Here is a 26,432-nt window from a genome sequence, read left to right as displayed (position 1 = left end):
GGAAAAGGGATGAAAAATGGAAAAAAAAATAAAAACTTCGAATGATAACCGCATCGATTACGGAGTCATTCTACCAGTATTTTTATTATGTTTGATTGGGATTTTATCCTTATATGTTGCATTGACACATGATCCAAACGGTCCTTCTGTGACAAGAGGTGTCGGGATGCAGATCATTTGGTACCTTGTGGGAGCAGTAGCGATTGCAATCGTCATGCGAATCAATTCAAAATGGATCTGGAAATTGACACCTTATCTCTATGGATTAGGATTGCTTGTCATGGGGTTGCTCTTACGATTTTACGACCAGAATCTGGCGGCAAGTACCGGTTCAAAAAACTGGTTCCGTTTTGGAAGTGTCACATTTCAACCAGCCGAGCTGATGAAGATCGCTTATATTTTGATGCTGGCGTTGATCGTAACGAAGCACAATACGCAAGTCAAAGTTCGAACAATCAAATCTGATTTTTGGCTGATTGCAAAGATGTTGATCATTTCGATTCCTGTGATTGCGTTAGTCATGGCGCAAAAAGACTTTGGGACGATGCTCGTCTTTCTGGCGATCTTTGGTGGCGTCTTTTTGATGTCAGGGATTTCTTGGAAAATCATTGGCCCGATCTTTGCTTTAGCATTTATTGTGGGGGCAGGAACGATTTTCCTTGTGACCACAGAATCAGGAAGAGAATTCCTGTATACTGTTGGGTTCAAATCTTACCAATTTGCCCGAATCGATTCTTGGCTCGATCCATTTCATGATACGTCGGGCTTTAGCTTCCAACCCGCCCAAGGGATTTTAGCAATCGGAACAGGTGGGATGTTCGGAAAAGGCTTTAACGTCAGCAACATTTACGTGCCAGTCCGAGAATCGGATATGATATTCACTGTCATCGGCGAGAATTTTGGCTTTATTGGTGGCGCATTTGTCATTTTCTTGTATTTTGTATTGATTTATCGTATGATACGTGTCTGCTTCGATACGAACAATGAGTTTTATGCCTATATCGCAAGTGGATTGATCATGATGCTCTTATTCCATGTCTTTGAAAACATTGGCGCAAATATCGGCTTACTTCCATTAACTGGGATTCCATTGCCGTTTATCAGTCAAGGGGGTTCATCGATCTTAGGGAATATGATTGGGATCGGATTGATCTTATCTATGCGTTATCAAAATGAAGCACCGGTAAAAAATTCTAGGAGGTAACGCAAGTTGTTTACTTTTTATGAGTACCCAAAGTGTTCCACTTGTCGAAAAGCCAAGGCTTGGCTCGACAATCATCAAGTAACGTATCAAGCGGTCGATATGGTCAAAGATACGCCTACGGCAGAAACGATCGAATCATGGTTGAAGCATTCAGAAGTGCCGCTTCGCCGTGTCTTTAATACAAGCGGGATGAAGTATCGTGAACTTGGTCTAAAAGATCAAATCGATGAATTATCCCTCACAGAAGCAAGTCAGCTGTTATCTACGGACGGCATGTTGATCAAACGACCATTGATCGTCAAAGACAATCAACTGGTCACAATCGGTTTTAATGAAAAAATATACGAAGGAGCATTCAATTAAAATGGCTGGGAAACACTTAAAGAAGAAAGATAACCTTTGGATTTTATTTAATGGAAAAGAATACTGTGTAGGTTTGACAAAAGAAGCGCAAGAAGATCTAGGTGAGATCACGTTTGCCAACTTACCAAAAATCGGTAAAGCCTATCAAGCAGGCGATGCACTAGTTGAAGTAGAAGCAGAAAAAGCAGTCACTGAATTTGCAAGTCCATTATCTGGAACAGTCTCATCTGTGAATGAAAAAATCAGTGAGAATATCGCTGTTTTGAACGATGAAGATGAAATGACTGCGTGGTTATTGAGTTTTAAAGATGTCGATGCAGCAGAATTCGACGCACTTTAAGAAACACGATGTTCAAATTAACGTTTGACACTGATTCTTGTAACTGCTATAATCATAAACAATCATATTGAAAGCTTTGATAAGAAGAGTACATGTCACGGATGTTTCAAGAGAGCCCGGTTTGCTGTGAAAGGGTAACGGAAATGAGATGGAAGATGGTCTTAGAGCAGAGTGAGTGAGCGCAAGCAAACTGACTACGGGCGTGCCCGTTATAGCACAGCAGTATGCGACTAGCGTCAAGTACTGAACGAGGTTGTTATTGTGAAATAGCAGCGAATCAAGGTGGTCACACGGAAGTCTAAACTTTCGTCCTTTTGCTAAACGCAAAGGACGAAAGTTTTTTTGTTGTCTAAGAGAAAATAAGTAAAGAAAGATGTGAACGATATGTCATTGATCCAATTGACGAATGTCAAGAAAACATTTGGCGGAAAACATGGGATGATCCACGCTATCAACGACGTTTCACTACAAGTGGAACAAGGCGACATTTACGGCATCGTCGGTTATTCCGGTGCTGGTAAGAGTACGTTAGTTCGTTTGTTGAATGGCTTGGAATTACCTACAGATGGTCAAGTAATTGTCAACGACCAAGACATTACTAAATTAAAAAATAAAGAATTACGCGTTTTTCGTAAAAAAATCGGTATGATTTTTCAACATTTCAATCTATTATGGTCACGTACCGTACTAGAAAATATCCAACTACCTTTGGAATTAGCCGGTGTACCGAAACAACAACGGAAAGAAAGAGCAGAAGAATTGCTCCGTTTAGTCGGTTTAGAAGGACGAGGACAAGCTTATCCGTCCCAATTATCTGGTGGACAAAAGCAAAGAGTCGGGATTGCTCGTGCGTTAGCCAATGAGCCAGAAATCCTCCTTTGCGATGAAGCGACAAGTGCATTGGACCCACAAACGACGGAAGAGGTCTTAGATCTATTATTGGCAATCAACAAAAAATTGAACTTGACGATCGTTTTGATCACTCATGAAATGAACGTTATCCGTAAAATCTGTAACAAAGTAGCGGTGATGGAACGTGGGCAAGTCGTGGAAGAAGGCGATGCGTTGACCGTTTTTCGCAATCCACAACAAGAAGTCACGAAACGCTTCGTCCAACAAGATATCGAACCAGAAGCTGAGTCAACTGAATTATTGGCAGAGTTGATCAAAGAAAATCCTGACGGTCGCTTAGTGACATTGACCTTCAACGAAACGAATGCCAATGAACCAGTGATTTCTCAAGCCATTCGTCGTTACAATGTGGATATCAATGTCGTATATGGGAAAATCAAGCAAACCAAAGAAGGCTCGTTTGGTTCGCTGACTACCTTGATGATCGGAGAGGAAAACGAATTGGACCAAGCAGAAAACTTTATCAAAGAGCAAGGCGTTGGAGTGGAGGTGATCCATCATGGATAAAAGCTTCACAGAAACCTACCTTGATTTTAGCCAAATCAACATGGAGACGATGCAACAAGCCATCATGGACACGTTATACATGACGTTGATCTCCATGGTCTTAGTAACCATCATCGGTTTGATCCTTGGTTTGATCCTTTACTCGATCGGTCGCAAAAACAAACCGTATGCGCGGATCATTTACGGCATCGTTTCGATCATTAGTAATATTTTCCGATCGACACCATTCATGATCTTGATGGTCTTGATCATTCCCTTTACCAAAGCAATCGTGGGAACGATGTTAGGCGCACAAGCAGCGATTCCAGCTCTCGTGTTGTCCGCTGCTCCTTTTTACGCTCGACTTGTAGAAATCGCGTTTCGCGAAGTCAGCCCTGGGGTCTTAGAAGCCGCAGATGCGATGGGCGCGAGCTATTGGGAAATCATTTGGAAAGTCTTGATCCCTGAAAGTGTCCCAGCTTTGATCTCAGGGTTGACTGTAACGACGATCTCAATGATCGGTTTTACTGCCATGGCAGGAGCAATCGGTGCCGGCGGTCTAGGTGGCTTGGCTTGGCAAGAAGGCTATCAACGTGGTAATTTAACAGTGACTTTTGTCGCTACCTTGATTATTTTAGTCATCGTATTTATTGTTCAAGGAATCGGGGATTTCTTAACGAAGAAAACAGATAAAAGATAGTAGGAAATAGGAGGATATAGGATATGAAAAAGAAAATTTTTGGATTTGCAGCAACGCTTTTACTGACAGTTGGATTAGCCGCATGTGGAAACGGCGGAAGCAGTAGTGACTCATCAAACGCATCAGACGATACAACCTTGAAAATCGGCGCATCACCAACGCCACATGCGGAAATCTTAGAACATGTGAAGCCGCTTTTGAAAGATGAAGGCATTGATTTGGAAATCGTCAAATTTGACGACTATGTCTTGCCAAACCAGGCATTATCAGAAGGCGACATTGATGCGAACTATTTCCAACACATCCCTTACTTGAACAAAGAAATCGACGAAAAAGGCTATGATTTTGTCAATGCCGGTGCTGTCCACATCGAACCAATGGGCTTGTATTCACAAAAAATCAAAGACATCTCTGAATTAGAAGATGGTGCAACGATCATTACTTCAAATTCAGAATCTGACTGGGGACGGATCATCACGATCTTGAAAGATGCTGGTTTAGTGACAGTGAAAGATGGCGTTGATTTAGAAACAGCCACATTTGATGATATCGATGAAAATCCTAAAAACTTGAAATTCAATCACACGATCGATCCAGCATTATTGGCTTCCACTTACCAAAATGACGAAGGCGATCTAGTAGCTATCAACGCCAACTTTGCTTACGGCGCTGGATTGAATCCATTAGAAGATGCGGTATTATTAGAAAAAGACAACTCACCATATGTCAACATCATTGCGACACGTAAAGGTGACGAAGACAGCGACAAGATCAAAAAATTGATCGAAGTCTTACATCAAGAAGATGTTCGTCAATGGATCGAAGAACAATGGGAAGGCTCCGTAAAATCTGTCGATGCGGATGCAAAATAAAACCTGTAAAGTCTGGGAATGATTCCCAGACTTTTTTTGAGAAAAAACGAACAAAAATTATTTTATTCAGTTTATAAAGATTATCAATTGAAAATGATGTTTTATTTGCAATAAATCAAAATTATGACATTTTTAACTGGTCGGGGCGTTGCGCTTCATTCTCAATTAGTCTAAAATGAGTGAGAACGAATCAGAATATGGAGGGGAACTACATGTCTGTCTTAGAAATAAAAAACCTACATGTGTCGATTGAGGACAAGAAAATCCTTAAAGGCGTGAATTTAACAATGAAAACAGGAGAAATCCATGCCATCATGGGACCAAACGGAACAGGTAAATCGACCTTGTCTGCTGCAATTATGGGAAATCCGAATTACGAAGTAACTGAAGGAGAAATCCTTTTTGATGGGCAAAATGTGTTAGAGCTAGAAGTAGATGAACGTGCACGTTTAGGTCTGTTTTTAGCCATGCAATACCCAAGTGAGATTCCAGGGATCACGAATGCCGAATTTATGCGTGCAGCTATCAATGCGACACGTCCGGAAGACGACAAGATTTCTGTCATGTCATTCTTGAAAAAGTTAGATGAAAAGATGGGACTCTTGAATATGCCAGAAGAAATGGCTGAACGTTATTTGAACGAAGGCTTTTCTGGTGGAGAGAAAAAACGTAATGAGATCTTACAACTCTTGATGTTAGAACCAACTTTTGCGATTTTAGATGAAATCGATTCAGGTTTAGATATTGATGCACTAAAAGTCGTGGCAAAAGGCGTGAACGAAATGCGCGGCGACAACTTTGGTGCTTTGATCATCACTCACTACCAACGCTTGTTAAACTACATCACACCTGACGTAGTCCACATCATGATGGAAGGTCGTGTCGTGATGACTGGCAGTGCAGATTTAGCAAAACGCCTAGAAGCCGAAGGATATGCAGGCATCAGTAAAGAATTAGGAATCGACTACAAAGAAGAAGAAGCGTAAGGAGGAGCACATCTATGAAAGACATTAAATGGCTCGATCATCTTGACGCTGTTACAGATTTTTCATTCAGTAAAGGTGAACCGGAATGGATGACGACGCTTCGTCAAGAGGCGCTGAAAAAAGCAGATGAACTACCATTGCCCCATATCGAACGTGTGAAATTCCACCGTTGGCCATTGTTTTCAATCAATGAGTTGACTGATCAGACACCTGAATCTGGAAATGTTGCGGCATTTGATGCGATGAAAGACAATCCATTAGTCGTGCAACAAGGCACCTTGACTGTCTTTGAGCAATTATCCGCAGACCTTGCAGAACAAGGAGTGATCTTTACAGATCTATTTACTGCAATGCAAGAATACCCTGAATTAGTCCAAGAATATTACATGACGAAAGCTGTTGAAATGGACGAAGACCAATTGACTGCGCTTCATGCCGCATTTATGAATAGTGGATTGTTCTTATATGTACCAAAAAACGTAGTCATCAAAGAACCGATCGAATCCCTGTTTATCCAAGAAGGAGCATTTTCGCAACACTTCTTTAAACACGTCTTGATCGTCGCAGATGAACACAGTGAATTCTCTTACTTGGAACGATTCCAAACAACTGGAGAAGAATTACAAAAAGTCTCTGGGAATATCATTGTTGAAGTCATCGCCAAAGCCGGTGCCAAAGTCAAATATGCAGCAGTCGACCAATTAGGCGAAAATGTCACAGCATATATGAACCGTCGTGGACATATCTTGCGGGATGCTTTTGTGGACTGGGCAATCGGAGTGATGAATGATGGCAATATCGTCGCTGATTTTGATTCAGATTTAGTGGGTGAAGGCGGACATGCGGAAGTCAAGATCGTGGCAATCAGTTCAGGAAAACAAACACAAGGAATCGATACCCGGGTGACAAATAAAGCCCCACATACGATTGGACATATCTTGCAACATGGTGTGATCCGCGAACGTGGCACGTTGACATTCAACGGTATTGGACACATCTTGAAAAAAGCCAAAGGTGCCGATGCCCAACAAGAAAGTCGTGTCTTGATGCTTTCAGATAAAGCACGAGGCGATGCCAATCCGATTCTCTTGATCGATGAACACGAAGTTACAGCAGGACATGCCGCAAGTGTTGGACGTGTCGATCCGGAAGAAATGTATTATTTGATGAGTCGAGGTTTACGAAAAGAAGAAGCAGAACGTTTAGTCATTCGTGGCTTCTTAGGGTCTGTCTTAACTGCAATCCCAGTAGAAGCGGTGCGCAAAGAACTAGTGGCAGTTATTGAAGGGAAGTTAAATGTATGATTTCTCCAGAACAAATCCGTCAAGATTTCCCGATCTTATTTCAGGAAGTCAATGACGAACCCCTGGTGTATTTAGACAATGCAGCGACTACGCAAAAACCCAAACAAGTGTTAGCGACTATGACACATTATTATTCCGCAAACAATGCCAACGTCCATCGAGGCGTGCATACGTTAGCCGAACGAGCAACCCATGATTACGAAGCTGCTAGAGAAAAAGTTCGTCGCTTTTTGAATGCCCAAGAGACCGCCGAGATCATTTTCACACGTGGAACGACCACAAGTTTGAATTGGGTAGCGCAAAGCTATGGCGATGCCTTTGTCAAAGCCGGTGATGAGATCGTGATCTCTTATATGGAGCATCATTCGAACATCATCCCTTGGCAACAGTTGGCAAAACGAACAGGTGCTACTTTGAAATACATCGAATTGACCGAAGAAGGATTTCTTGATCTAGAACATGCCACTTCGATCATTTCAGAAAAAACCAAAATCGTGTCGGTCGCCCATGCCTCTAATGTATTAGGTGTCATTAATCCGATCCAAGAATTGGCGACGATCGTTCATGAAAAAGGTGGTATTTTAGTGGTAGATGGTGCACAATCTGCTCCACACATCAAAATCGATGTCCAATCACTAGACTGTGATTTCTTTGCTTTTAGCGGACATAAGATGTGCGCAACGACCGGAACAGGTGTATTATATGGAAAACGGAAATGGTTGGAACAAATGGAACCCGTTGAATTCGGTGGAGAAATGATCGACTTTGTTGGCCTACAAGACAGCACATGGAAAGAACTTCCATGGAAATTCGAAGCAGGCACACCAAACATCGCCGGTGTGATCGCACTCGGCGCAGCCATTGATTATCTTGAATCCATTGGTTTAGCAGGCATTCATCAATATGAAGAAGAACTTGTTGGTTATGTCTTACCAAAACTCCAAGCAATCGAAGGCTTGACGATCTATGGACCAAAAGACCCGACCCAACGTACAGGTGTGATTTCCTTCAACTTAGAGAACCTACATCCCCATGATGTAGCGACTGCTCTTGATATGGAAGGCGTCGCTGTTCGTGCCGGTCATCATTGTGCCCAACCATTATTGAAGTATCTAGGGGTCGCTGCGACAGCTCGTGCCAGCTTTTACGTTTATAACACAAAAGCAGATGCCGATCGTCTCGTCCAAGCAATTCTCGCAACAAAGGAGTTTTTCCAACATGGCACTATCTAAATTAGACAATCTTTACCGTCACGTGATCTTGGACCACTCATCACATCCACATCATCGTGGCACGTTGACGGAATCAACGAATAAGATTGAAATGAACAACCCCACCTGTGGGGATGTCATTGAATTACAAGTCGAGATCAAAGACGGCAAAATCAATAATATCGCCTTTGACGGCAGTGGTTGCTCTATCAGTACAGCCAGTGCCTCAATGATGACCGATGCTGTCATCGGCAAAACAATTGCAGAAGCAGAGCAATTGACGGACGACTTTTTACTGCTGGTCCAAGGAAAAGAAGTCGCAGATCTTGAACCACTAGGGGACGCTGCCATGTTAAGTGGTGTCGCAAAATTCCCCGCGCGCATCAAATGCGCAACGCTTGCCTGGAAAGCACTAGGCAAAGCAATGGAAGAAGACGGTACTGCAACCGTCCATCATGAGCACAAGGAAAAGGAGTGAGCAAATGGGCGTACCAGAATTAGAAGAATATAAATTTGGCTTCCACGACGACGTGGAACCCGTTTTTAGTACAGGAGAAGGCTTGACTGAAGAAGTCGTTCGGGAAATGTCACGGATCAAAGAAGAACCAGAATGGATGTTGGAGTTCCGTTTGAAATCCCTGGAAGCATTCAACAAAATGCCTATGCAAGACTGGGGACCAGACTTATCTGACATTGATTTCAATGCCATCAAATACTACCAAAAACCAAGTGACCGACCTGCTCGCGATTGGGATGACGTACCAGAAAAAATCAAAGAAACCTTTGAACGAATCGGGATCCCAGAAGCCGAACGTGCTTATTTAGCCGGCGCTTCAGCCCAATACGAATCAGAAGTCGTATACCACAACATGAAAGACGAATTCGAAAAACTCGGCATCGTCTTTACCGACACAGATTCTGCATTGAAAGAGTATCCTGAACTATTCAAAGAATACTTTTCAAAACTCGTGCCACCAACAGATAATAAACTAGCCGCACTAAACTCAGCCGTTTGGTCTGGAGGTACGTTTATCTATGTACCAAAAGGCGTCAAAGTCGATGTCCCATTACAAACCTACTTCCGAATCAACGCCGAAAACACCGGCCAATTCGAACGTACGTTGATCATCGTGGACGAAGGCGCCAGCATCCACTATGTCGAAGGCTGTACTGCACCAACCTATTCAACCAACAGTCTACACGCAGCTATCGTGGAAATCTTTACCCGCAAAGACGGCTACTGCCGCTATACAACGATCCAAAACTGGTCAGACAATGTCTATAACCTTGTAACCAAACGAGCAAAAGCCTACGAAGGCGCAACCGTTGAATGGATCGACGGCAACTTAGGAGCCAAAACAACCATGAAATACCCAAGTGTCTACTTAGACGGACGAGGCGCACGAGGCACCATGCTATCCATTGCATTTGCCGGAGCCAACCAAATCCAAGACACAGGCGCAAAAATGATCCACAACGCACCAAACACTTCAAGCTCGATCGTCTCGAAATCAATTTCAAAAGACGGCGGCGAAGTAAACTACCGAGGCCAAGTCACCTTTGGAAAAGACAGTGCCGGCTCGATCTCTCATATCGAATGTGATACCATCATCATGGACGAATGGTCCAAATCTGATACCATCCCATTCAACGAGATCCACAACAGCCAAGTCTCGTTGGAACACGAAGCAAAAGTCTCCAAAATCTCAGAAGAACAACTCTACTACCTCATGAGCCGCGGCTTGACCGAATCCGAAGCCACAGAAATGATCGTCATGGGCTTCGTCGAACCATTCACAAAAGAACTACCGATGGAATATGCGGTAGAGTTGAACCGGTTGATTAGTTATGAGATGGAAGGGTCTGTGGGGTAAGTGAATTGCTTAAGCTGGAAATGCCTATTTTAAGGTGCTTCTGGCTTTTTTATTTTGGCTCTTTGTCAATAAGGACTTATGAGTTCAATCAAGTGAAATCCGGAAGAGGAAGTGAACACTTCTTTTCGGGATTTTCTTCGTTATTTTACGTGAATAACTTGATTCGTCAAAAAGATTCGGATGCGCATGTTCTCAAATGATTTAAAGCCATAAGACACTCGTTTGAGTGTTTTGATATGGGTGTTCTTTGCTTCGATTTTTCCATTAGAGTAAGGATAGATCAAGGAATGACGGATGCCTTCTTCATAGTTTAGAAGATTTTGTAGTTTTAGCCGAAATTCTTCATCTAATGTTTCTGGTAACTGATACAAGAGAGTGAAAAAAGACTCGTGCTCTTTGTCACGAAAAGTATCCGCTAGATCATGGAAAATGTTATAAACGGCTTTTAAGGCTGTAGAAGCACCTAATAAGCGATCAAGCACCATGGCTTCTGTCAGATAAGGATACTTTGGGGCACGAAAGCTACGCCAAGTTTTATATTCTGTGTGGTTGATATTCTTCCGATTTTTGGTGAGTAAGCGCCAATGGCTTTTTAACTTTCTTGCATTGTCTGATTGCCCAAGGCCATCAGGCGTTTCATTTCACGGACACGAAAATCTTGGAACGCTTGATTCATGTGTTTGACCACATGAAAATGAACAATGACCATTTTGGCATGAGGAAATACTTTTTTTGTTAGTTGAAAATACGCCGCATTCATATCGGTGACTAGATAGTTGACGTCAGAGGGGTTCACACATGTCTGGAATTAAGTGGTCAACCTAGACAATTTTCGAGTGGGTAAGATATTAACTAATTGCCCAGTTTCGCCATCGGCACAAATAAAACTCATCTTGTCTTCTGCGGACACATGGGAACGAAATTCATTGACCATTCTACAGTGATAACGTTGTTTCTTCAGTCGCATGATCATCGGTAAATGGTTGAATTGATCGAAACGAATACAGGTCATTTTCTTGCCATTTTTGACAATGACCATTTTCCCCTCCGAATCTCTCGCGGTAGAACCACAAGTCAAACAAGCAGAAAGTGGTGGGGCTAGTTCCGCCTTAATGACTAAAGTATTGGTTTGATGGAACATTTCATAAGAAACACCTTGAATGGTTAAATATTTATCTGTTAATCGGAGCATTTTTTTGATAGAATTTTCCATAGAGCATATCGTCCTCTCAGTTGTTTATTTTGTGGTGATTTAATCAGACTAGAGAACGATATGTTTTTTAATATCCAAAAAGAAAAAGTGGGCTGACGAATCATCGTTGATTCATCAGTCCACTTTATTATAGAACCGATTATTTAAAGAACACATAAATGACTCAGATATTTATGTATTGAAAAATTATTAGAATAGTAATTACTAATAATACTTGTGATAAAATGAACTTGGATTTGTTCTATTTTGAAAGAAGGTCAGTTAAATGAGAATTAATAAAACTTGTTGGAATTGTAAGTTCAATTTTGATAGTGTTTGTTCAGGAAATGAATATGACAAGATATTATCTGATAAATCTTACTTTTGTGAGAAATGGACAATAAGCTACAATTGCTTTTTTAAAATAAATGATAGAATACCTGGGTATATCCTAGATATGTACAAAGAAGGTTTGAGTATCGAAGAAACTATACAACTTATTGATATCGATGAATCTGGTGAGAAAGTTGAGCTTAATCCAATAAAAGTAATAAAGAAGTTATACAAGATTAAGAATAATGAACTTTCTGTACTTTTTAATGTTTCGGCTTCAGTAGTTCGTTCTGCTGAAGTAAGAAAAGTTCCGCTAAAAAGAAATTTGCTGATGCATTAATGCGTCCGGGAAAGTACTTATTATAAATGACAAATTTAGATATTCCTAAGATAGAGAAATATGTGGAAAACTTTTGGAAACACAATAGGAAAAATCATCTAGAATTGATTAACCATGATTTTAGGTACATAAACAGGTCATTTTTGCAAAAGGAAATCAGCAACTACCTATATTCGAATGGTATAACGACCAGAGAAGCAAGTTTTCTTGTTGGTAGAAATGAAAGATATTTTGAAACGTCCATACTTGCTCCTAGGCAAAAAGACAGGATGGATAAAATAACTAGAGTTTTTGAAGAGATAAAGATTGCTGTTACTGAAGTAAAAATGAAATATGAGATAAATGGAGGTAAAGAAGAATTAACTGAGATGGTAAAATTTTGGGGAATACGAAAAAAGGAAGGAATCAACGACTTAAATTTAGGCATTTAAACTAAAAAGTTAAGGAGCAAAAAAATGATTATTGAAAAAGTTAGGGTGGAAAACTTCAGATTACTTAAGGATTTTGAAATTGATTTGAAAGAAGGTCTTTCATTAGTAGTAGGTAAAAACAATTGTGGTAAGACTTCTGTATTGACAATCATGGATAATTTACTCAATTGCAATAATAGTGTTTTCAAATGGGAAGACTTCAATTTAGAATTTCAAGAATCTTTTAGGCAAAAAATTTTCAAGTACGTGAAAAGAGAAGATGGAATCCAAGATTTTGGTGGGATAAAGATGACTATCTTTATAAATTATAATGAGAAAGACTCATTTCTGAATATTAAAAATTTTATGATGGATCTGGAAGAAGATAATAATTATGTTGTATTAGAGTTTTACTATTCTTGTAAGGAAGATAAGATTCAACAACTACAAAATGATTTAGAGATGATCAATATATCAAACACTGAAAATGATCAAATAAAATTTACTAAGTTTATGAAAAAGCATTCTTCGGAATACTTCACTATGCAAAGATATTCGAGAGGATATAATTGCTCAACCAAAGAACTTACAGATGAGATATCTGAGGAAATTAGAATGAATGAAATAAATAAACTTATTAAATTTAAGCATATTAAAGCTAATAGAGATGCTACAAACAAGGCTAACGATCATTCTTTATCAAATTTATCAGCAAAATATTACAAATTAAAGAATGATCCAGATACTTTAGTTGTAGATGAATTTCAAGAAGTAATTATGGAAATGGATGATCAACTTAATAGAGTTTATAACGGAGATAACAGCAAACAAGGGATTTTCTCGGACATCATAAAAAGTGTTAATGATTTCGGTGGGCAATCCAAAGAAACAAAAATTACTATACAATCTTCGATTGGAGATAAGGAGCTCTTAAAAGAAAATACAACGCTGTACTATGAACATTCAGGTAAACATCTGCCGGAAAGTTATAATGGATTGGGATATTTGAATCTAATTGGTATGATTTTTGAAATAGAAACAATAATATCTGAATTAGGGAATGAGGATAACGGCGTTTCGGATATCAATATATTATTCATTGAAGAACCTGAGGCGCATACTCATCCCCAACTTCAATACATTTTTATAAAGAACATAAAAAAACTAATTAAAACAAGATGCATGGAAGACAAGAAAATAAAATTAGTTTTGCAAACAGTTTTGAGTACACATTCTTCGCATATTGTTTCTGAGTGTGATTTCGACGATATTCGATATTTGAAGCTTGGTTCTAATGGGATTGAGTCAAAAAATTTCGAAATTTTGAAAAAAAAATACGAAGGAGATACACAAGCTTTTAAATTCGTGAAACAATATCTTACATTAAGTCGGTCTGAATTATTCTTCGCGGATAAAGCGATCTTCATTGAAGGTGATACAGAAAGAATTTTATTACCTTTTATGATGAAAAAAATTGATGAAGTGATACATGAAAATGGGGCAAAGGAGGATGATGAAGGGGTTGAGAATAACTATCTCCCACTTTCGTCACAAAATATCTCAATAATTGAGGCAGGGGCTTACGCACATAAATTTAAACACCTAATAGATTTTCTCGGCATAACGGTACTAATTATTACTGATATAGATGCTGCCAAAAAGAATAAAAACAATAGATTGGAAGGTTGTTCACCTTGTGATGCTACACATACGACCAATGCTTCACTAAAAGATTTTTTTAACTTAGATGATGATCCTGAACAGTTTAATAACCTCAGATCAAATGATCTCTCCAAAAAAATTTTTAATAATCAATACTGCGTTGTATACCAGACTTGCGAGAATGACTATCAGGCTAATAGTTTTGAAGATGCATTTATTTGCACTAATCTAGATTTTGTTATTGCCAACAAGGTTAACTTTGAGCAAGGTTTAAAAAATTGTACGAAAATTAATAATGGAAATCAAGACTATTACCTTATTGCTAAGGATTGTATAAATAAAAAATCAGCATTTGCCACAGAGATTCTTTATTTTGATGGAGTTACAGATGAGATAGAGTGGAAAGTTCCCGAATACATTAAGGAGGGGCTGATATGGTTGAAAAATCGTTAGAAGTTGAAGTTGAATCAGCTTTGAATTGTATTGAAAATAAAGAGAATTTTATTTTAACTGGAGGTGCAGGCAGTGGTAAAACATACTCATTAATTTCACTAATTGAACAGATTGGATTAATCTATCCTCAAAAGTCTATGGCGTGTATTACCTATACGAATAATGCTGTTGGTGAGATTCGCTCAAGAATCACTAATGATAAATTGTGGGTATCAACAATCCATGAATTTATTTGGAATATGATTTGTCGGTTTCAAAAAGAAATAAAAGAAACTTTAGTGGAGCTTATAAATGATTCGAGTGATGAAAGAAAAATGTTTAAAAAACCTCGAGAGTTTGATGAATCTGATGAGATTGACGTTAATTACTTTAAAAGAAACAAAATTATTTATGACGAGTATTATAATTTAAATTCCGATAAAGAGAGCAAAATAAGTCATGATCATATTCTTGTTCTAGCAGAAAGAATGTTTAAAAAATATCGAAAGTTATCCGACATATTGAAAGATAGCTTTAATTACATTTTTGTTGATGAGTATCAAGATACAAGCCCCCTGATAAAAGAGATTTTATTAACTCATGTAAGAAAAAATAGTAAAAAAGATTTTGTAGTTGGTTTTTTTGGGGATTCCATGCAAGCAATCTATGATACTGGTGTTGGTTCAATTGAGGATGAATCGGTGAGAAGAATTTCTAAAGTTCAAAATAGAAGAAATCCACAAACTGTTATTACTTTAACCAATAAGTTGAGAACAGATGAGATTGAACAGGTACCGTCTAATGATATTAGTGCTCCCAATATGAAATTCGGGAGGGTAATAGAAGGTACTACGAAATTTGTTTTTGGAGAAACACTAGATACACTTGAGGAAATGAGGCATAATACTTTCTTTTCGAATTGGGATTTTAAAGATGGTAAAACTGTAAAGGAATTATGGCTAACTCACAAATTAAATGCTGAAAAAGCGGGATTTCAGAATCTGTATGAACTTTACGATTCTGATCTGATTTTTGAGTTAATAACTAAAATTAATAAGAAAGTAAATAATGGAAATATTGATCCAGATTTCAAAACTTTTGAAATGATAGCTAGTGAAGCACAGATTCCAAAAGGGAGAGGTGTTTTACTATTAGAAGTAATTAGAATGCATAAAGTATATAGCAACCTTTATTCTTCATTAGCATCACGTTCATGGGAACAAGTAGTTGAAATTTATATTGACAAAGATTCTTTGCTTTCGTACAAATATAATGGATTAACAGGACAGTTTGAAGTCGGATCCAAAAGAGATATTATACTAAGAAAACTTGATATAGTTTATGAATTATTGGAGTTATATCATGCTAAAAAGTATAATTCATTTTTGAGAACAGCAAAAATTAGTATTGAAAAACATGATCAAAAAGTACTTTTAAATAAGAAAATGAATGAATTATCTGAGTCTGCAAAAAGGACAATTGGTGATGTAATTCTAACAGCAGATGATTTTTTGCCCATCAGAGATGAGATATTCAATAATTTTATTAATGGAAAAGGACATTATCAGTGGAATCGAATTAAAAATTTACCATTTGAAGAGTATACAAACTCAATTATGTACCAAAAGGAATTTTTACCTTTTGGAACACAGCATAGTGTTAAAGGGAGTGAATACGATAATGTTCTGGTTGTTTTAGATAATGGAAAATGGAATAAGTATGATTTTCGTACACTCTTTAATGCCGGTAGTACAAATGAATCTGTAAAGCAAAGAAGTGCAAAATTGTTTTATGTTTGCTGCACAAGAGCAAAAAGGAACTTAGTTGTTTTTATGCCAACTCAGAACAGTGATATTATTAGCAAGGCAATAGAATTGTTTGGAGAAGATAGTGTATTTGATGGCGACAAGTTAATTTGATAGTTTTATAGTGGACATTTTAAACATAAACAGAAAAAGGATTCACATTATATAACAGCTGATATAAAATTATGTGTGTGCCAAACTGAAATTTTCTAGGTGCAATCGCCTAGGTAGTAACTTTTGTTATGTTTATATTTATGACTTCACAATAAAGAAGTATTGTTGAGCAGCTCCAAGTAGAAAGAGGCCGTTGGCAGAAGAGATAAGACAGGTAGAGTTTGGCACACATATATTGATTGAGGTTTATTATGACTGAAAATAGCAAAGTAAAAAAATTTAAAGTTTAAATGGTTTCGAGAGTATCGCCAATTTGTTCAGTATTCCAGAAGTATCTCTATGGGATTTATTCATAAACCAAATGCCAAATCAATATGAACAGTTTGAGATTCCGAAAAAGGATGGTACGACCCGAATAAATTACTCTCCTAAACCAGTTCTAAAAAGGATTCAACGGATACTGGCTGATATTCTCAACGAGACTTATCGCGTGTATCCCATGGCTATGGGATTTGTTAAAAAACGTAATCTAGTTATGGGTGCCGAGTTTCACTTAAATCAGAAATCAGTGTTATCTATCGATTTAAAAAATTTCTTTCCAAGTATTAATTTTGCACGAGTTCGCGCGATGTTTAAACCTATTTTAAATTTAATACTAATGATGCCACTACATTAGCAAGTATTTGCTGCCATCCTAATGGGGAGTTACCTCAAGGAAGTCCAGTGTCACCGATTATTTCAAACATAATTTGTCATAAAATGGATCAACAAATAAATCGTTTTTGCCGAAAATATAAATGTGTTTATACTCGATATGCTTACGATATTTCAATTTCATATCACTATTTGAAAATTCCTCACCAAATTGCTAAAAAGAGCTCCGATCTTGTGGAAATTGCTACTGCTCTTGAGCAAATAATAAACGAAAATGGTTTTGAAATACAAAATATGAAAAATGAAATAACTGCCTATGGAATTGATAATTTGCTTTTTGAAAAAGATACTATATTACTTTACAGAGAAAATATAGTGATATTTTGAAAGCAAAGATTGGAATTATGATATGGATGTAGCAATCCTAATACCTGAAGAAAACCCAGAAATTGGTTTTCATTATAGTGAAAGATATTCTAAGAATGATGGAATCAAATTACTTGGATTTCCTGAATATAGACTTGGAAATACAATTCGAGGAGAAGAAGTAAAAGTTGATGGTAAAAGAGAGGGGAAAAGATTAACAGCATTTGAATTAATACTTGCTAAAATCCATAGTGGAAATTGCGGTGGCCAATAATTGATAAATCTAATAAAGTTATCGGAATTGCTGCAAAAGGATTTACTAAGGATGAAATAGTTCTAAACCAAGTTATTCCAGTAAAATATGTTTTGGATTTAGTTAATAATAATGTCTAATTTCTTAATGGTGATTTATTTTCGTTTAAAGCAATAATGAACTTTAATTTCGCTTCCTATATGCTCCATTTTTTACACCGAAATATACACCGAAAACACTTATAATATGTGATTTTAATTGAAGAAACTGTACTTGATAACTATTTCTTTTTATTAGTATGACAGTAAAAACCACATAATGATACCAGAGACTCTAAGTGGAAGAGCCAGTGGGGTAATAACTATGGCTCTTTGTCAATAAGAACTGCTGATGAGTTCAATCAAATAAAGAGTGTGGGACAATCATCAGAAAATATCTGATGACTGTTCCACTTTTTTTCGTTTTTTTTAATTTAAGGAACGAAAATTTTTTGAACTCATGATAAAGTTGAGCAAGAATGATATCGTTGATGTCAGTTAAATATATGAAATAATGATCATTTTAAAAATGTTAAAAGGTTTATTCTTTTTGTCAAAAAACTAATGCAGAACCTTGTGTATAAGAGTTTAAGCAACTCGTCAAGGAACGTTTGGGAATAAGTCGTTGTTGATGTCGTAATGGGATACTGTTGCGTATCAAGTGAGTATTCTTGGTGACAAGAAGAAAGCCAGTGTAAAAGCATTGGAACACAAAGAACGTGTGCAAAGTGTGACCAAATGTAAGGTAGCGAACTTGTCGGGACGACAATAGAAAGCTAAGTTGATAAGACTTAGCCTCTCCGTGAAGAGATTTGCTAAGGGATTGGCATTTCACACTGGCGGAAACATCCAAAGAAGTCCTTCGCCGTGAAGGGATTAGAAATAATCTATAAGACAAGAAACGCGTGAGAGTAGCAGAAGGCGGTATATGTTGATACTATTAATAATCAAAATATACCGAATGCTCCTGTGGAATTTGTAGGCTGTCATGCCTGACCACATCTCGTAAAGCTGCAATATGCCAGCGGTCGCTCCGACTGGTACGGTATTGTAGAATGTGTGACTGAACAACATTGCAATCGCATGGCGTAGAGAGAGACACTCCGCATAGTTTTTTGGTAAAGGGCGTAAGCCTTTTTCTTTTGCATTTTTATATATTCAAAAGAACAATTACAAAGACTTGCACGATTATGATATCAAAACTATATTTTATGAGATTTTTTATTTTTCGATTTGTATATTTGGTAAGCTTTACGTAGAATTCGCTTTCTTTGTAAAGATCGATAGTGATACGATTTATAGATTTATATCTTGGAAGTAGCGAAATGTTCTCTAAAGCGGTAAAAATCATTACTTCTAGGAAGGTTCAAATCAAATGTATGAGATGGAATGGAGGTAAGTAAATGAATGATGAAATTCTAAAAAATCAACAAGAAATTGTCAAAGTGGAACAACATCAAGAAAAATTATCGAATGAAAAACGTGTATTAGAAGAAAAACTGCTTCAGTTGCAAGAGGTACTTCAGAGAGGTTTTCGTCAATTAGCTGAATCAAACCATGAGGCATTGCAACGAGGTTATACCTCAACACAGTGGTTACATAAAAATAATGAAACAAAACAACATATTTTTCAACGTCAATTAAGACAAGCCAATGAGGAATTAAATGCTACATATAATAAAGCGATACAGAAATTAGAAGTAGAACGAGAAGAATTACAGGCGCAGAGGAGAAACCTCTCATGGGATTGATTTATGTCAGTAGTGAATCTTCGGACTTTATGTCTGCGCTTAAAAGTAATTTAGGAAGTGGTAAAGAAACTGTTAGTCAATTGAAGTCGGGTAGTCAAAAAGTTGTTTCAGCCGTGGACGGACAGCAATTATCTGGTGCGGCGTACACAGCAGGCAAAGGCTTGTTTGCGGACTTGATCATTCCAACGATTACACGCACAACAAATGCCATTGAACAGATTGAACAAGAATTGAAAAAATACCAAAATACCGATAAAATAGTGGCAAGTGAAGGCGAATTGAATGAAGATAAATTAAATCAACAAATACAAGTCACACGTACAATGAAAAACTCAGTAGACCAGACCTTATTTTTCGTCCGATTACAAACGACACTGAATCCAATTGCAAGTGTACTAGATACATTGTTGAATGTTCAAAGAGATTTGGAACGAATGACTGATAGCTTTCAACAAGATATCGATCATTTACAAAATCAACTAAGAAAACTACAGGATTTCAATACACAAACAAGCGGTTTATTTGCTAATAGTCTAAATGAGTTGAAGATAGCGATGCAAGGCGTATTAATATTAAATAATACGACAATCAAAAGTGATGGCTCATACTCATTACCAAAAGGTACAAATAAAAGTTATTTTGAGAAAAAAAAAAAAGACGTATCTTTGGTTATTGAATCAGGAGATCAAGAGATTGAGTTAATCAAAGGTACAGATAGTCTAGAAGAAATCAATCGCAAAACAATTGCTTGTGCGAATATAGGAATCAATCCTTATACAGGAAAGAAGATCAGCCAGGAAGAAGCAAAGAAATTCAAATATGCTGCATGGTCAGGAACTCTTACGAATATTGGCGATACTGTGATGGGTGCATATTATGGAAACAAAGGTGCTTCGAGAATAGATGGCATGGATGATGTTGGTAGTGTCAAGAAAAAATCTAATAGTGAGAGTACTGGTGGGGCTACTCAGAAAGTTATTTCTGAATTTAAGAGTCCTGTGTTAGATGGCAAGCGAGTCGGGGGTGGAACAACAGTTGATGATATAAAACCAATTTGGGGAAAAGATCCTTTAGACAAACCAATTATAGACAAGGAATTTCCACATGTTCCAAAAGAACATGGATTTAGCAACATTGTTGACAATTATCCAACTATTGCAAATGAGTATTCTTTAGTTGGTGGAGATGGAATTAGTAGAAGATTTTTTCAAATTGAAGGAAGTAACAATGGAAAAATAGGTGTTTTTGAATGGATTGTCGAACCTAATGGTAATATAAGCCATAGAAGATTTATAAATGGTGGTACGTTGACTGGAAAACCAAATCAAGTTCCTAAAAAATAAAAGGAGAAAATAATGAATTTAGCATGTTTTAAAGAAAAAGATGTGAACTATAGTTGGAAAACTATCTATGTTGGAGTAATTCAAAAATTTTTCGATCTAAAAGTAATTTCTGACTATGCGATAGAGCTAATGGATCAGGGAAATGATGATGATTTTATTAATGAACTTGCATGGGGAATAAAACCTGACGCATTACAATCAGTGTTATTTGAATTGAAAAGAAAGTACTTTCCTAATGTGGATGAAGGCGGTAATGATTACAAATTTGAAGAACAAAAACTTAGATTTATTTATTTATCTAAATTAAATGATACCATGAATGATGAAGATTATTTGTTAAATGGAATTGCAGAATTCTATAATAACAATGGGTATCCAGAAGATATGGTTAGCTTCATAAATTATATGCCTCAAGAAGTTCCTACTACAAAAAAAGATTTGATAGAAAGATTCCATCAATTCTTAGATTCAGAAAATGAAAAAATTAATGAAAGATGAAACAGCACTTTACTCCTAATTAAAATTAAATAGTAAAGTCTTGACCAGTAAATATACCACCTAGAGCAATCAAGTCGTCAATAGTTAATAACAAAAAGAAGCGATTCAAATTTATCGTTTCTTTTTCTACATATGAAGTTATTACACACTTATCAAGAAAAGTTATGAAGTGGAATTAAATTACATAAAACAAACCTTTGGCAAAGAAATCCAGTATTTAGGCAAGGCCGAGATAATTGTTAAATCAGGAGAAAAATTAAGAATATATTTAAAAGTAGAGTATAAAATATCTAATTCTCTATGTATATTTCTTCTATGTAAGGCTCGATTTTTCTAATAACCATAAGTAGTAAATAATTCATTTGAAAATACACATAGTAAGTAAATGGAGGAAAAAATGACAATAGTGAATAGTTTGGCATTAAGAGATGATGTTTATCGTTTTCTTGAAGAACATGATCATATAAAAACTTATGAACATTGTATAGCAGTCGGCGATTGTGCGGAGAAACTTGCTGTAAATTACAATACCAATGGAGAAAAAGCCAAAATAGCGGGTTATTTACACGATATATCCGCAATTTATCCAAACAATCATAGAATTACTATAGCAAAAGAAATGGGGATAGAACTAAATCAAGAAGAGTTGGTATTTCCAATGATCATTCACCAGAAGATCTCAAAAAAAATGGCAGAAAAGATTTTTGACATCACTGACAACGAGATTTTATCCGCAATTGAGTGTCATACAACTTTAAGGGGGAGGTATACTCAACTAGACTTAGTTGTGTTCGTTGCAGATAAAATAAGTTGGGATCAAGATGGAATTCCTCCGTATCTAGACAGTTTATTATCAGCACTTGAATGTTCTTTAGAAAGTGCTGCATTGTATTATATTAAATATCTATTGGATCAAGGCGTCAAAGTTGTTCATCCATGGCTAAAAGAAGCACATGAATCATTGTCTAAGGCAGTTAGTAAAGGAGAGGACGGGAGAGATATATGCCAGAATTTATAAATTTACCAAACTTTTATCATGATAGTGAAATTTTAAATAATGTTGATTTACCTGAAGAAGACCAGTCTTTACAAATCCAAAGAACTTTAAAAGAAACAGAGAAAATACAAAAATCCGTTTCTTCTCTGGAAGATAGTGAAGAAAAAAGAAAAAGAAGAAAACATCCGACCTTTCAAAAAGAACAGTAATAAGTGTCGAAACGGTATGGCTTCATCTATGTTGACTTGGATGATGAAGGGAAAGGCACCGGCAATAGATATAAAAAGAAATCATTTGACTGGTATAAAAGAGTGATTGAAACAAACGGAATAGAATGATAAAAAGCAAGAACCCCAAAAATTGGAAGAACAATTTTTGGGATTCTTATCTTTTTTTTAGAGGTGTTGTTTCTAAGGTAGTAAGCTTTAAGCATTAACTAAAAAATGTATTAGCGAAAGCAATAAAAACGACCAATACAGGAATTGACCATGAAAAATCAGACGTTTTATCAAGGATTTTATTTGACGAATGATTGATCATTCTTAAGATGACCTCAATCAGAAAATAACCTAGAATCATTCCTAGTACATTTGAAGTTAAATCGTCGATATCTGTTGCTCTAGCTACCGTAAACAGTTGACTCAGTTCAATCAATAAAGAAGTGCAAAAGCCAAACAAAAGAGAATAGCTGAATTTTCTATACGTGGGACTAATTAAAGGACATAAGAATCCGATGGGTATAAAACAAATAATATTGAGAATATACCCTGTATTTATTCCATCGATGAAAGGAACAAGATTGATATTCGGATTGAAAATATTTTCGCCGAACCCACTGATTCTGTTTAGTCCATAAAGCGTAGGAACACCGAACACATTGAAGAATGTCACACTCATATAATAAAACAATAAAAGTGATGATAGAATGCTTACCAATTTAAAAGAACCTTTATTTTTTCTGGTGAACCAAAATAAAAAACTTGCCAAAATTAGTAGTCCTACGAAGAATACAGGTTTTAAAGTCAAGATATCTACTATGGATTCCCAGAATCCGATTTGTTGTATCATCTTTTTCGCCTTCTTTCTTTAAGTTAATGATTATTTAGTCTGTATAATCATCTCATAGAAGGAGACGTTAGCCATCAGCCTGTAGACTTATTTTAGGAGTCATATGAGTATACTGATAAACTGGTAAATGATACAAGATGAAGACAGTTGGTATTAAATAATAATTGTGACACGTAGAAAAGATTGATAAAAATGAATAACTAGCAAAATATAGCCCTAGATACTTATCGAATGCCAATATCTTAGGGCTGTTTTCGTGTGCGTATAAGACTGAAAGTGTTCGTATACGACGTAGATGATTCTTATCCAAACGATTTTAATTTAAATAGGAAAAAATTACGTATAGTAATAATGAATGAAGTAGATGGGGTTAAATAAATAGAAGTGCAAAGAGAAAATACCATCAAGTACTACATTAATAATAGACAGCCATCACTTATCTAATTGAAAGGACAAAAATTATGGGATTAATCTATTCAGCAATCGAATCTTCTAACTTAATGAGTAATATGACCACTAATTTATCACTTGCTCGGACAACGATCGATCAACTACGAACAGGGAGCCAACAAATTGTTCAGGCAGTTGACGGAAAGACACTCTCTGGGGCGGCTTATCAAGCCGGTAAAGGACTGTTTTCTGAGTTGATTATTCCTACGATCAATCGGGTAAACACTGCGGTACAAGGGATTCAGACAGACTTGAATATTTACTCCGCCGCGCATCAAATTGTTGCTAGTGAAGGATACTTGGATGAAGAGAATTTAAGTGGACAGATTCGTGCTAAATCATTTGCTAAACAATCGATTGAAACCCATGCGCAGACAATCAGGCACATCGCTAATACAAGTATCTTACCAGGCATCACAGAAATGCTGACCGATTTCCATCGCAACCTGATGAGAATGTCAGACAGTCTGCAAGAAGACATCTATAAGTTGCAACGCAAACAGCAAAAACTCAATGCCTTTAACTCTCAAACCAGTGGACTGTTCAACAACAGTCTACTGGAATTAAAACTCGCTATGCAAAGTGTCTTAGTCCTGAATCAAACTACCGTAAAGGCAGATGGAAGTTATGTATTGCCGAAAGGAGTGGATGGGAGTTGGTTTGAGAAGTACCAACCAAACGGACAAGTTTTGTTGGAAGAATCTTCAAATAATGCCTACTTAGAACTGTATGCGGAGATTGAAAAATTGGTCCAACCCCTGAAAGAAGGGAAAACCGATGCAGTCAAACGGTTCGAAATGTTGATCAAAAATTATCCTGATGCATTGATAAACAAGCTGGCATCCAACGATGAATTTTGGATGCTTACCAATTATCTACCTTCAGGGGTGAAAACTAGATTATTTAGCTTTCTTACAAAATATGAAATGTTCGGTAAAACTGTTGCTCAAGGGAAATGGATTCCTAAAATCGATACGATAGGCAAAGCTTATCAAAATTTCACTAAATTTACCTCGCCCGTAAAAACCTACGTCAGCGAAGGGTTGAAGAACTCCCACTTGATACAAGGAGCTAAAAAATGGGGTATCGCCAAAGGAATAGGAACAGCAGGCCAAGTAGCTACTTATGCACAATTAGGTGTGACATTTGTTTCAAGTGCAGTAAATGAGTATGGAAAAACAGGTAGTGTAGGAAAAGCAGTAAAGGGCGGAGGGATTGATATGGTTAAAAGTATAGGACCGTTGGAGGGGATGACTATAGGAGCGAAAATTGGTGGAGTTGTGGGGACTATTGTACCCGGAGCAGGTAATGCTACTGGTGCTTTTGTGGGCTGTGTTGTTGGAGGGCTTTTTGGGTTAGGAAATTCAATTGTACAGTCAGTATGGCCCGACAGATATGATAAATGGAAGAATTCAGTTTATCAAAAAGAAGATAATGGAAAAAGTAAAAATAAATTAGAGTTGGATAATTTAAAGCTAAGAAGTACAAACTGGAATGTTATTGCTTCTGGAAAACCTTTTGGTAAAAAAATGAAGTCTGTATATATACCTAGTTATAGAGGAGTATCACAATGAATATCAAAAGATTTTTTTCAGCTACTTTTGAGGAAAGTTTACATTTAGAAGATGATCGTTTTGTTAAAGATTTGTATGCTGGTATTAAGATACAAGAGCAAGAGAAAAGAAAACTTCATCCTCTATTTCAATTAATTATTTATATACTTATGATTTTACTTATCTATGGATTGTACTACTTAATTAATTCATGGATGGAGACTGAAGTGTTACATCAATTATTTAAGGAACCAAAAGTTAATTTTGTTTCAATGACTATTTTTTGGTTTGGTTTGTTGATATTTTTAGTAATTAGTATTTTTATGATCACTAAAATGAATGATGGAACGAGATTTTACTTTATTTTTATTAATTTAAATAACTACATGATTTGGCTGATGCTAAGCATAAATTTGTTCTTCATTACATTCTTTATCGAACCACTTACGATTTTCGGCATACTTATTTTAATTTTGTTTCAGATTTTAAGTGGTTATATCATTTTTGAGAAAAAATTGTATCGTCTTGCTAAACAATTATTCGGTAACCACGATTCAAAAAATCATTTTTCAAAATTTATTGAAAGAATAATCACATTTTGCTATAAACTTGGTGGAATCTTTTGGGCAATAATAATACTTTTAAATTTTATTTTTCCTAGTGGACTAAATGATTCCTCGGATATTACTACTATTTCAAGTACTGTAATAATGTGGATGATTGTAAATATCAGTTTTACTGCAGCAGAGGTGCATATTTCCTTTCCGTATTTATTGTATGGATACTATAAAAATAAGTTTCAAGAAGAGTATCGTGATTGGGAAGGAAAGACGCAACTTGAATGGTATGGAGAAAAATATTTCAACAAGCATATCAAAGGAACAGCCAAAGAAGTGAATGAGAATAAATAGCCCAAACCCT

The 26,432-nt window shown here is 36.6% G+C and carries 25 protein-coding genes and 2 pseudogenes; 25 read left to right on the top strand and 2 right to left on the bottom strand.

The genetic code is table 11. From position 1 onward, the window contains the following. Positions 1 to 16 precede the first annotated feature (16 nt). From EM4838_RS11415 to sufB, 11 genes are all read left to right on the top strand, one after another. A complete protein-coding gene (locus EM4838_RS11415; protein WP_010734630.1) occupies positions 17 to 1,204 on the top strand; it encodes an FtsW/RodA/SpoVE family cell cycle protein in 1,188 nt (395 codons plus the stop codon). 6 nt (positions 1,205 to 1,210) lie between these two features. Next, positions 1,211 to 1,567: an arsenate reductase family protein gene (locus EM4838_RS11410; protein ID WP_071866909.1), complete on the top strand. Its 357-nt coding sequence runs from the start codon at positions 1,211 to 1,213 to the stop codon at positions 1,565 to 1,567. Between the two features lies 1 nt (position 1,568). Further along, positions 1,569 to 1,907: a glycine cleavage system H family protein gene (locus EM4838_RS11405; protein ID WP_010734632.1), complete on the top strand. Its 339-nt coding sequence runs from the start codon at positions 1,569 to 1,571 to the stop codon at positions 1,905 to 1,907. Positions 1,908 to 2,291: 384 nt separating this feature from the next. After that, positions 2,292 to 3,326 carry a methionine ABC transporter ATP-binding protein gene (locus EM4838_RS11400; protein WP_071866910.1) on the top strand — a complete coding sequence of 345 codons (1,035 nt, stop codon included), beginning with the start codon at positions 2,292 to 2,294 and terminating at the stop codon, positions 3,324 to 3,326. Further along, entirely contained in the window at positions 3,319 to 4,005 is a 687-nt protein-coding gene (locus tag EM4838_RS11395) for a methionine ABC transporter permease (RefSeq protein WP_010734634.1), read from the top strand. The genes EM4838_RS11400 and EM4838_RS11395 overlap by 8 nt, the downstream gene beginning before the upstream one ends. Before the next feature lie 23 nt (positions 4,006 to 4,028). Next, positions 4,029 to 4,877, top strand: coding sequence for a MetQ/NlpA family ABC transporter substrate-binding protein (locus EM4838_RS11390; RefSeq protein WP_065097060.1), 849 nt, complete (start codon positions 4,029 to 4,031; stop codon positions 4,875 to 4,877). Positions 4,878 to 5,089: 212 nt separating this feature from the next. Beyond that, positions 5,090 to 5,863 carry a Fe-S cluster assembly ATPase SufC gene (gene sufC / locus EM4838_RS11385; RefSeq protein WP_019724376.1) on the top strand — a complete coding sequence of 258 codons (774 nt, stop codon included), beginning with the start codon at positions 5,090 to 5,092 and terminating at the stop codon, positions 5,861 to 5,863. Positions 5,864 to 5,877: 14 nt separating this feature from the next. Beyond that, positions 5,878 to 7,167: a Fe-S cluster assembly protein SufD gene (gene sufD / locus EM4838_RS11380; RefSeq protein ID WP_019724375.1), complete on the top strand. Its 1,290-nt coding sequence runs from the start codon at positions 5,878 to 5,880 to the stop codon at positions 7,165 to 7,167. After that, positions 7,164 to 8,399: a cysteine desulfurase gene (locus tag EM4838_RS11375; protein ID WP_071866911.1), complete on the top strand. Its 1,236-nt coding sequence runs from the start codon at positions 7,164 to 7,166 to the stop codon at positions 8,397 to 8,399. The genes sufD and EM4838_RS11375 overlap by 4 nt, the downstream gene beginning before the upstream one ends. Further along, entirely contained in the window at positions 8,386 to 8,856 is a 471-nt protein-coding gene (gene sufU / locus EM4838_RS11370; RefSeq protein ID WP_071866912.1) for a Fe-S cluster assembly sulfur transfer protein SufU, read from the top strand. Before EM4838_RS11375 ends, sufU begins: the two co-directional genes overlap by 14 nt. 4 nt (positions 8,857 to 8,860) lie before the next feature. Beyond that, positions 8,861 to 10,252 (top strand): Fe-S cluster assembly protein SufB, encoded by a 1,392-nt coding sequence (gene sufB / locus EM4838_RS11365; protein WP_071866913.1) that lies wholly within the window; start codon positions 8,861 to 8,863, stop codon positions 10,250 to 10,252. Positions 10,253 to 10,392: 140 nt separating this feature from the next. On the opposite strand, the pseudogene EM4838_RS11360 reads toward sufB, so the two are convergent. Beyond that, a pseudogene (locus EM4838_RS11360) lies at positions 10,393 to 11,465 on the bottom strand (ISL3 family transposase). Positions 11,466 to 11,730: 265 nt separating this feature from the next. Between EM4838_RS11360 and EM4838_RS11355 the strand changes: the two are divergent. The 12 genes and pseudogenes from EM4838_RS11355 to EM4838_RS11295 all read left to right on the top strand — a co-directional run. Continuing rightward, the gene (locus EM4838_RS11355) at positions 11,731 to 12,117 is read left to right on the top strand and encodes a hypothetical protein (RefSeq protein ID WP_071866914.1); all 387 of its coding nucleotides are present in this window, start codon (positions 11,731 to 11,733) and stop codon (positions 12,115 to 12,117) included. Between the two features lie 26 nt (positions 12,118 to 12,143). Then, positions 12,144 to 12,548 carry a hypothetical protein gene (locus EM4838_RS11350; protein WP_071866915.1) on the top strand — a complete coding sequence of 135 codons (405 nt, stop codon included), beginning with the start codon at positions 12,144 to 12,146 and terminating at the stop codon, positions 12,546 to 12,548. A 24-nt stretch (positions 12,549 to 12,572) separates the two neighbouring features. Further along, positions 12,573 to 14,642 carry an ATP-dependent nuclease gene (locus EM4838_RS11345; protein ID WP_071866916.1) on the top strand — a complete coding sequence of 690 codons (2,070 nt, stop codon included), beginning with the start codon at positions 12,573 to 12,575 and terminating at the stop codon, positions 14,640 to 14,642. Beyond that, positions 14,624 to 16,540 carry a UvrD-helicase domain-containing protein gene (locus EM4838_RS11340; RefSeq protein ID WP_071866917.1) on the top strand — a complete coding sequence of 639 codons (1,917 nt, stop codon included), beginning with the start codon at positions 14,624 to 14,626 and terminating at the stop codon, positions 16,538 to 16,540. Before EM4838_RS11345 ends, EM4838_RS11340 begins: the two co-directional genes overlap by 19 nt. Before the next feature lie 681 nt (positions 16,541 to 17,221). After that, complete coding sequence (locus EM4838_RS17005) at positions 17,222 to 17,581, top strand: reverse transcriptase domain-containing protein (RefSeq protein ID WP_081367434.1); 360 nt, start codon at positions 17,222 to 17,224, stop codon at positions 17,579 to 17,581. A gap of 22 nt (positions 17,582 to 17,603) precedes the next feature. Then, positions 17,604 to 17,834: a hypothetical protein gene (locus EM4838_RS11325; protein WP_071866920.1), complete on the top strand. Its 231-nt coding sequence runs from the start codon at positions 17,604 to 17,606 to the stop codon at positions 17,832 to 17,834. A gap of 1,420 nt (positions 17,835 to 19,254) precedes the next feature. After that, complete coding sequence (locus tag EM4838_RS11320) at positions 19,255 to 19,602, top strand: hypothetical protein (protein ID WP_019723676.1); 348 nt, start codon at positions 19,255 to 19,257, stop codon at positions 19,600 to 19,602. Next, on the top strand, positions 19,593 to 20,945 hold the full coding sequence (locus EM4838_RS11315; protein ID WP_071866921.1) for a T7SS effector LXG polymorphic toxin: 1,353 nt from the start codon (positions 19,593 to 19,595) through the stop codon (positions 20,943 to 20,945). The genes EM4838_RS11320 and EM4838_RS11315 overlap by 10 nt, the downstream gene beginning before the upstream one ends. A gap of 12 nt (positions 20,946 to 20,957) precedes the next feature. Continuing rightward, the gene (locus EM4838_RS11310; RefSeq protein WP_071866922.1) at positions 20,958 to 21,443 is read left to right on the top strand and encodes a DUF2247 family protein; all 486 of its coding nucleotides are present in this window, start codon (positions 20,958 to 20,960) and stop codon (positions 21,441 to 21,443) included. Positions 21,444 to 21,840: 397 nt separating this feature from the next. Continuing rightward, positions 21,841 to 22,461, top strand: a complete 621-nt coding sequence (gene yqeK / locus EM4838_RS11305; protein ID WP_071866923.1) for a bis(5'-nucleosyl)-tetraphosphatase (symmetrical) YqeK — start codon at positions 21,841 to 21,843, stop codon at positions 22,459 to 22,461. After that, positions 22,446 to 22,649 carry a hypothetical protein gene (locus tag EM4838_RS11300; protein WP_071866924.1) on the top strand — a complete coding sequence of 68 codons (204 nt, stop codon included), beginning with the start codon at positions 22,446 to 22,448 and terminating at the stop codon, positions 22,647 to 22,649. The genes yqeK and EM4838_RS11300 overlap by 16 nt, the downstream gene beginning before the upstream one ends. Before the next feature lie 3 nt (positions 22,650 to 22,652). Further along, positions 22,653 to 22,778 (top strand): annotated as a pseudogene (locus EM4838_RS11295) (family 1 glycosylhydrolase); the annotation flags it as partial. A 94-nt stretch (positions 22,779 to 22,872) separates the two neighbouring features. On the opposite strand, the gene EM4838_RS11290 reads toward EM4838_RS11295, so the two are convergent. Further along, on the bottom strand, positions 22,873 to 23,508 hold the full coding sequence (locus EM4838_RS11290) for a VanZ family protein (RefSeq protein WP_071866925.1): 636 nt from the start codon (positions 23,506 to 23,508) through the stop codon (positions 22,873 to 22,875). A 461-nt stretch (positions 23,509 to 23,969) separates the two neighbouring features. Between EM4838_RS11290 and EM4838_RS11285 the strand changes: the two genes are divergently transcribed. Both EM4838_RS11285 and EM4838_RS11280 read left to right on the top strand, forming a co-directional pair. Further along, positions 23,970 to 25,532: a hypothetical protein gene (locus EM4838_RS11285; RefSeq protein WP_071866926.1), complete on the top strand. Its 1,563-nt coding sequence runs from the start codon at positions 23,970 to 23,972 to the stop codon at positions 25,530 to 25,532. Continuing rightward, the gene (locus EM4838_RS11280; protein ID WP_071866927.1) at positions 25,529 to 26,422 is read left to right on the top strand and encodes a hypothetical protein; all 894 of its coding nucleotides are present in this window, start codon (positions 25,529 to 25,531) and stop codon (positions 26,420 to 26,422) included. The genes EM4838_RS11285 and EM4838_RS11280 overlap by 4 nt, the downstream gene beginning before the upstream one ends. The last annotated feature ends 10 nt before the right edge of the window (positions 26,423 to 26,432 follow it).

This window comes from Enterococcus mundtii (assembly GCF_002813755.1).
In the GTDB taxonomy this organism is placed as follows: Bacteria; Bacillota; Bacilli; order Lactobacillales; family Enterococcaceae; genus Enterococcus_B; species Enterococcus_B mundtii.
The sequence above is the reverse complement of the archived record's forward strand: the minus strand, read 5'-3'. Positions and strand labels throughout refer to the sequence as shown.

What these genes read in the sequence shown, in the direction of transcription:
- EM4838_RS11340 (WP_071866917.1), top strand. Translation starts at nt 14,624, where the DNA reads ATGGTTGAAAAATCGTTAGAAGTTGAAGTTGAATCAGCTTTGAATTGT.
- sufU (WP_071866912.1), top strand. Translation starts at nt 8,386, where the DNA reads ATGGCACTATCTAAATTAGACAATCTTTACCGTCACGTGATCTTGGAC.
- yqeK (WP_071866923.1), top strand. Translation starts at nt 21,841, where the DNA reads ATGACAATAGTGAATAGTTTGGCATTAAGAGATGATGTTTATCGTTTT.
- EM4838_RS11300 (WP_071866924.1), top strand. Translation starts at nt 22,446, where the DNA reads ATGCCAGAATTTATAAATTTACCAAACTTTTATCATGATAGTGAAATT.
- EM4838_RS11325 (WP_071866920.1), top strand. Translation starts at nt 17,604, where the DNA reads ATGGATGTAGCAATCCTAATACCTGAAGAAAACCCAGAAATTGGTTTT.
- EM4838_RS11400 (WP_071866910.1), top strand. Translation starts at nt 2,292, where the DNA reads ATGTCATTGATCCAATTGACGAATGTCAAGAAAACATTTGGCGGAAAA.
- EM4838_RS11350 (WP_071866915.1), top strand. Translation starts at nt 12,144, where the DNA reads ATGACAAATTTAGATATTCCTAAGATAGAGAAATATGTGGAAAACTTT.
- EM4838_RS11405 (WP_010734632.1), top strand. Translation starts at nt 1,569, where the DNA reads ATGGCTGGGAAACACTTAAAGAAGAAAGATAACCTTTGGATTTTATTT.
- EM4838_RS11390 (WP_065097060.1), top strand. Translation starts at nt 4,029, where the DNA reads ATGAAAAAGAAAATTTTTGGATTTGCAGCAACGCTTTTACTGACAGTT.
- EM4838_RS11280 (WP_071866927.1), top strand. Translation starts at nt 25,529, where the DNA reads ATGAATATCAAAAGATTTTTTTCAGCTACTTTTGAGGAAAGTTTACAT.
- sufD (WP_019724375.1), top strand. Translation starts at nt 5,878, where the DNA reads ATGAAAGACATTAAATGGCTCGATCATCTTGACGCTGTTACAGATTTT.
- EM4838_RS11315 (WP_071866921.1), top strand. Translation starts at nt 19,593, where the DNA reads ATGGGATTGATTTATGTCAGTAGTGAATCTTCGGACTTTATGTCTGCG.
- EM4838_RS11345 (WP_071866916.1), top strand. Translation starts at nt 12,573, where the DNA reads ATGATTATTGAAAAAGTTAGGGTGGAAAACTTCAGATTACTTAAGGAT.
- EM4838_RS11285 (WP_071866926.1), top strand. Translation starts at nt 23,970, where the DNA reads ATGGGATTAATCTATTCAGCAATCGAATCTTCTAACTTAATGAGTAAT.
- EM4838_RS11375 (WP_071866911.1), top strand. Translation starts at nt 7,164, where the DNA reads ATGATTTCTCCAGAACAAATCCGTCAAGATTTCCCGATCTTATTTCAG.
- EM4838_RS11320 (WP_019723676.1), top strand. Translation starts at nt 19,255, where the DNA reads ATGAATGATGAAATTCTAAAAAATCAACAAGAAATTGTCAAAGTGGAA.
- EM4838_RS11310 (WP_071866922.1), top strand. Translation starts at nt 20,958, where the DNA reads ATGAATTTAGCATGTTTTAAAGAAAAAGATGTGAACTATAGTTGGAAA.
- EM4838_RS11395 (WP_010734634.1), top strand. Translation starts at nt 3,319, where the DNA reads ATGGATAAAAGCTTCACAGAAACCTACCTTGATTTTAGCCAAATCAAC.
- EM4838_RS11415 (WP_010734630.1), top strand. Translation starts at nt 17, where the DNA reads ATGGAAAAAAAAATAAAAACTTCGAATGATAACCGCATCGATTACGGA.
- EM4838_RS11290 (WP_071866925.1), bottom strand. Translation starts at nt 23,508, where the DNA reads ATGATACAACAAATCGGATTCTGGGAATCCATAGTAGATATCTTGACT.
- EM4838_RS11355 (WP_071866914.1), top strand. Translation starts at nt 11,731, where the DNA reads ATGAGAATTAATAAAACTTGTTGGAATTGTAAGTTCAATTTTGATAGT.
- sufC (WP_019724376.1), top strand. Translation starts at nt 5,090, where the DNA reads ATGTCTGTCTTAGAAATAAAAAACCTACATGTGTCGATTGAGGACAAG.
- sufB (WP_071866913.1), top strand. Translation starts at nt 8,861, where the DNA reads ATGGGCGTACCAGAATTAGAAGAATATAAATTTGGCTTCCACGACGAC.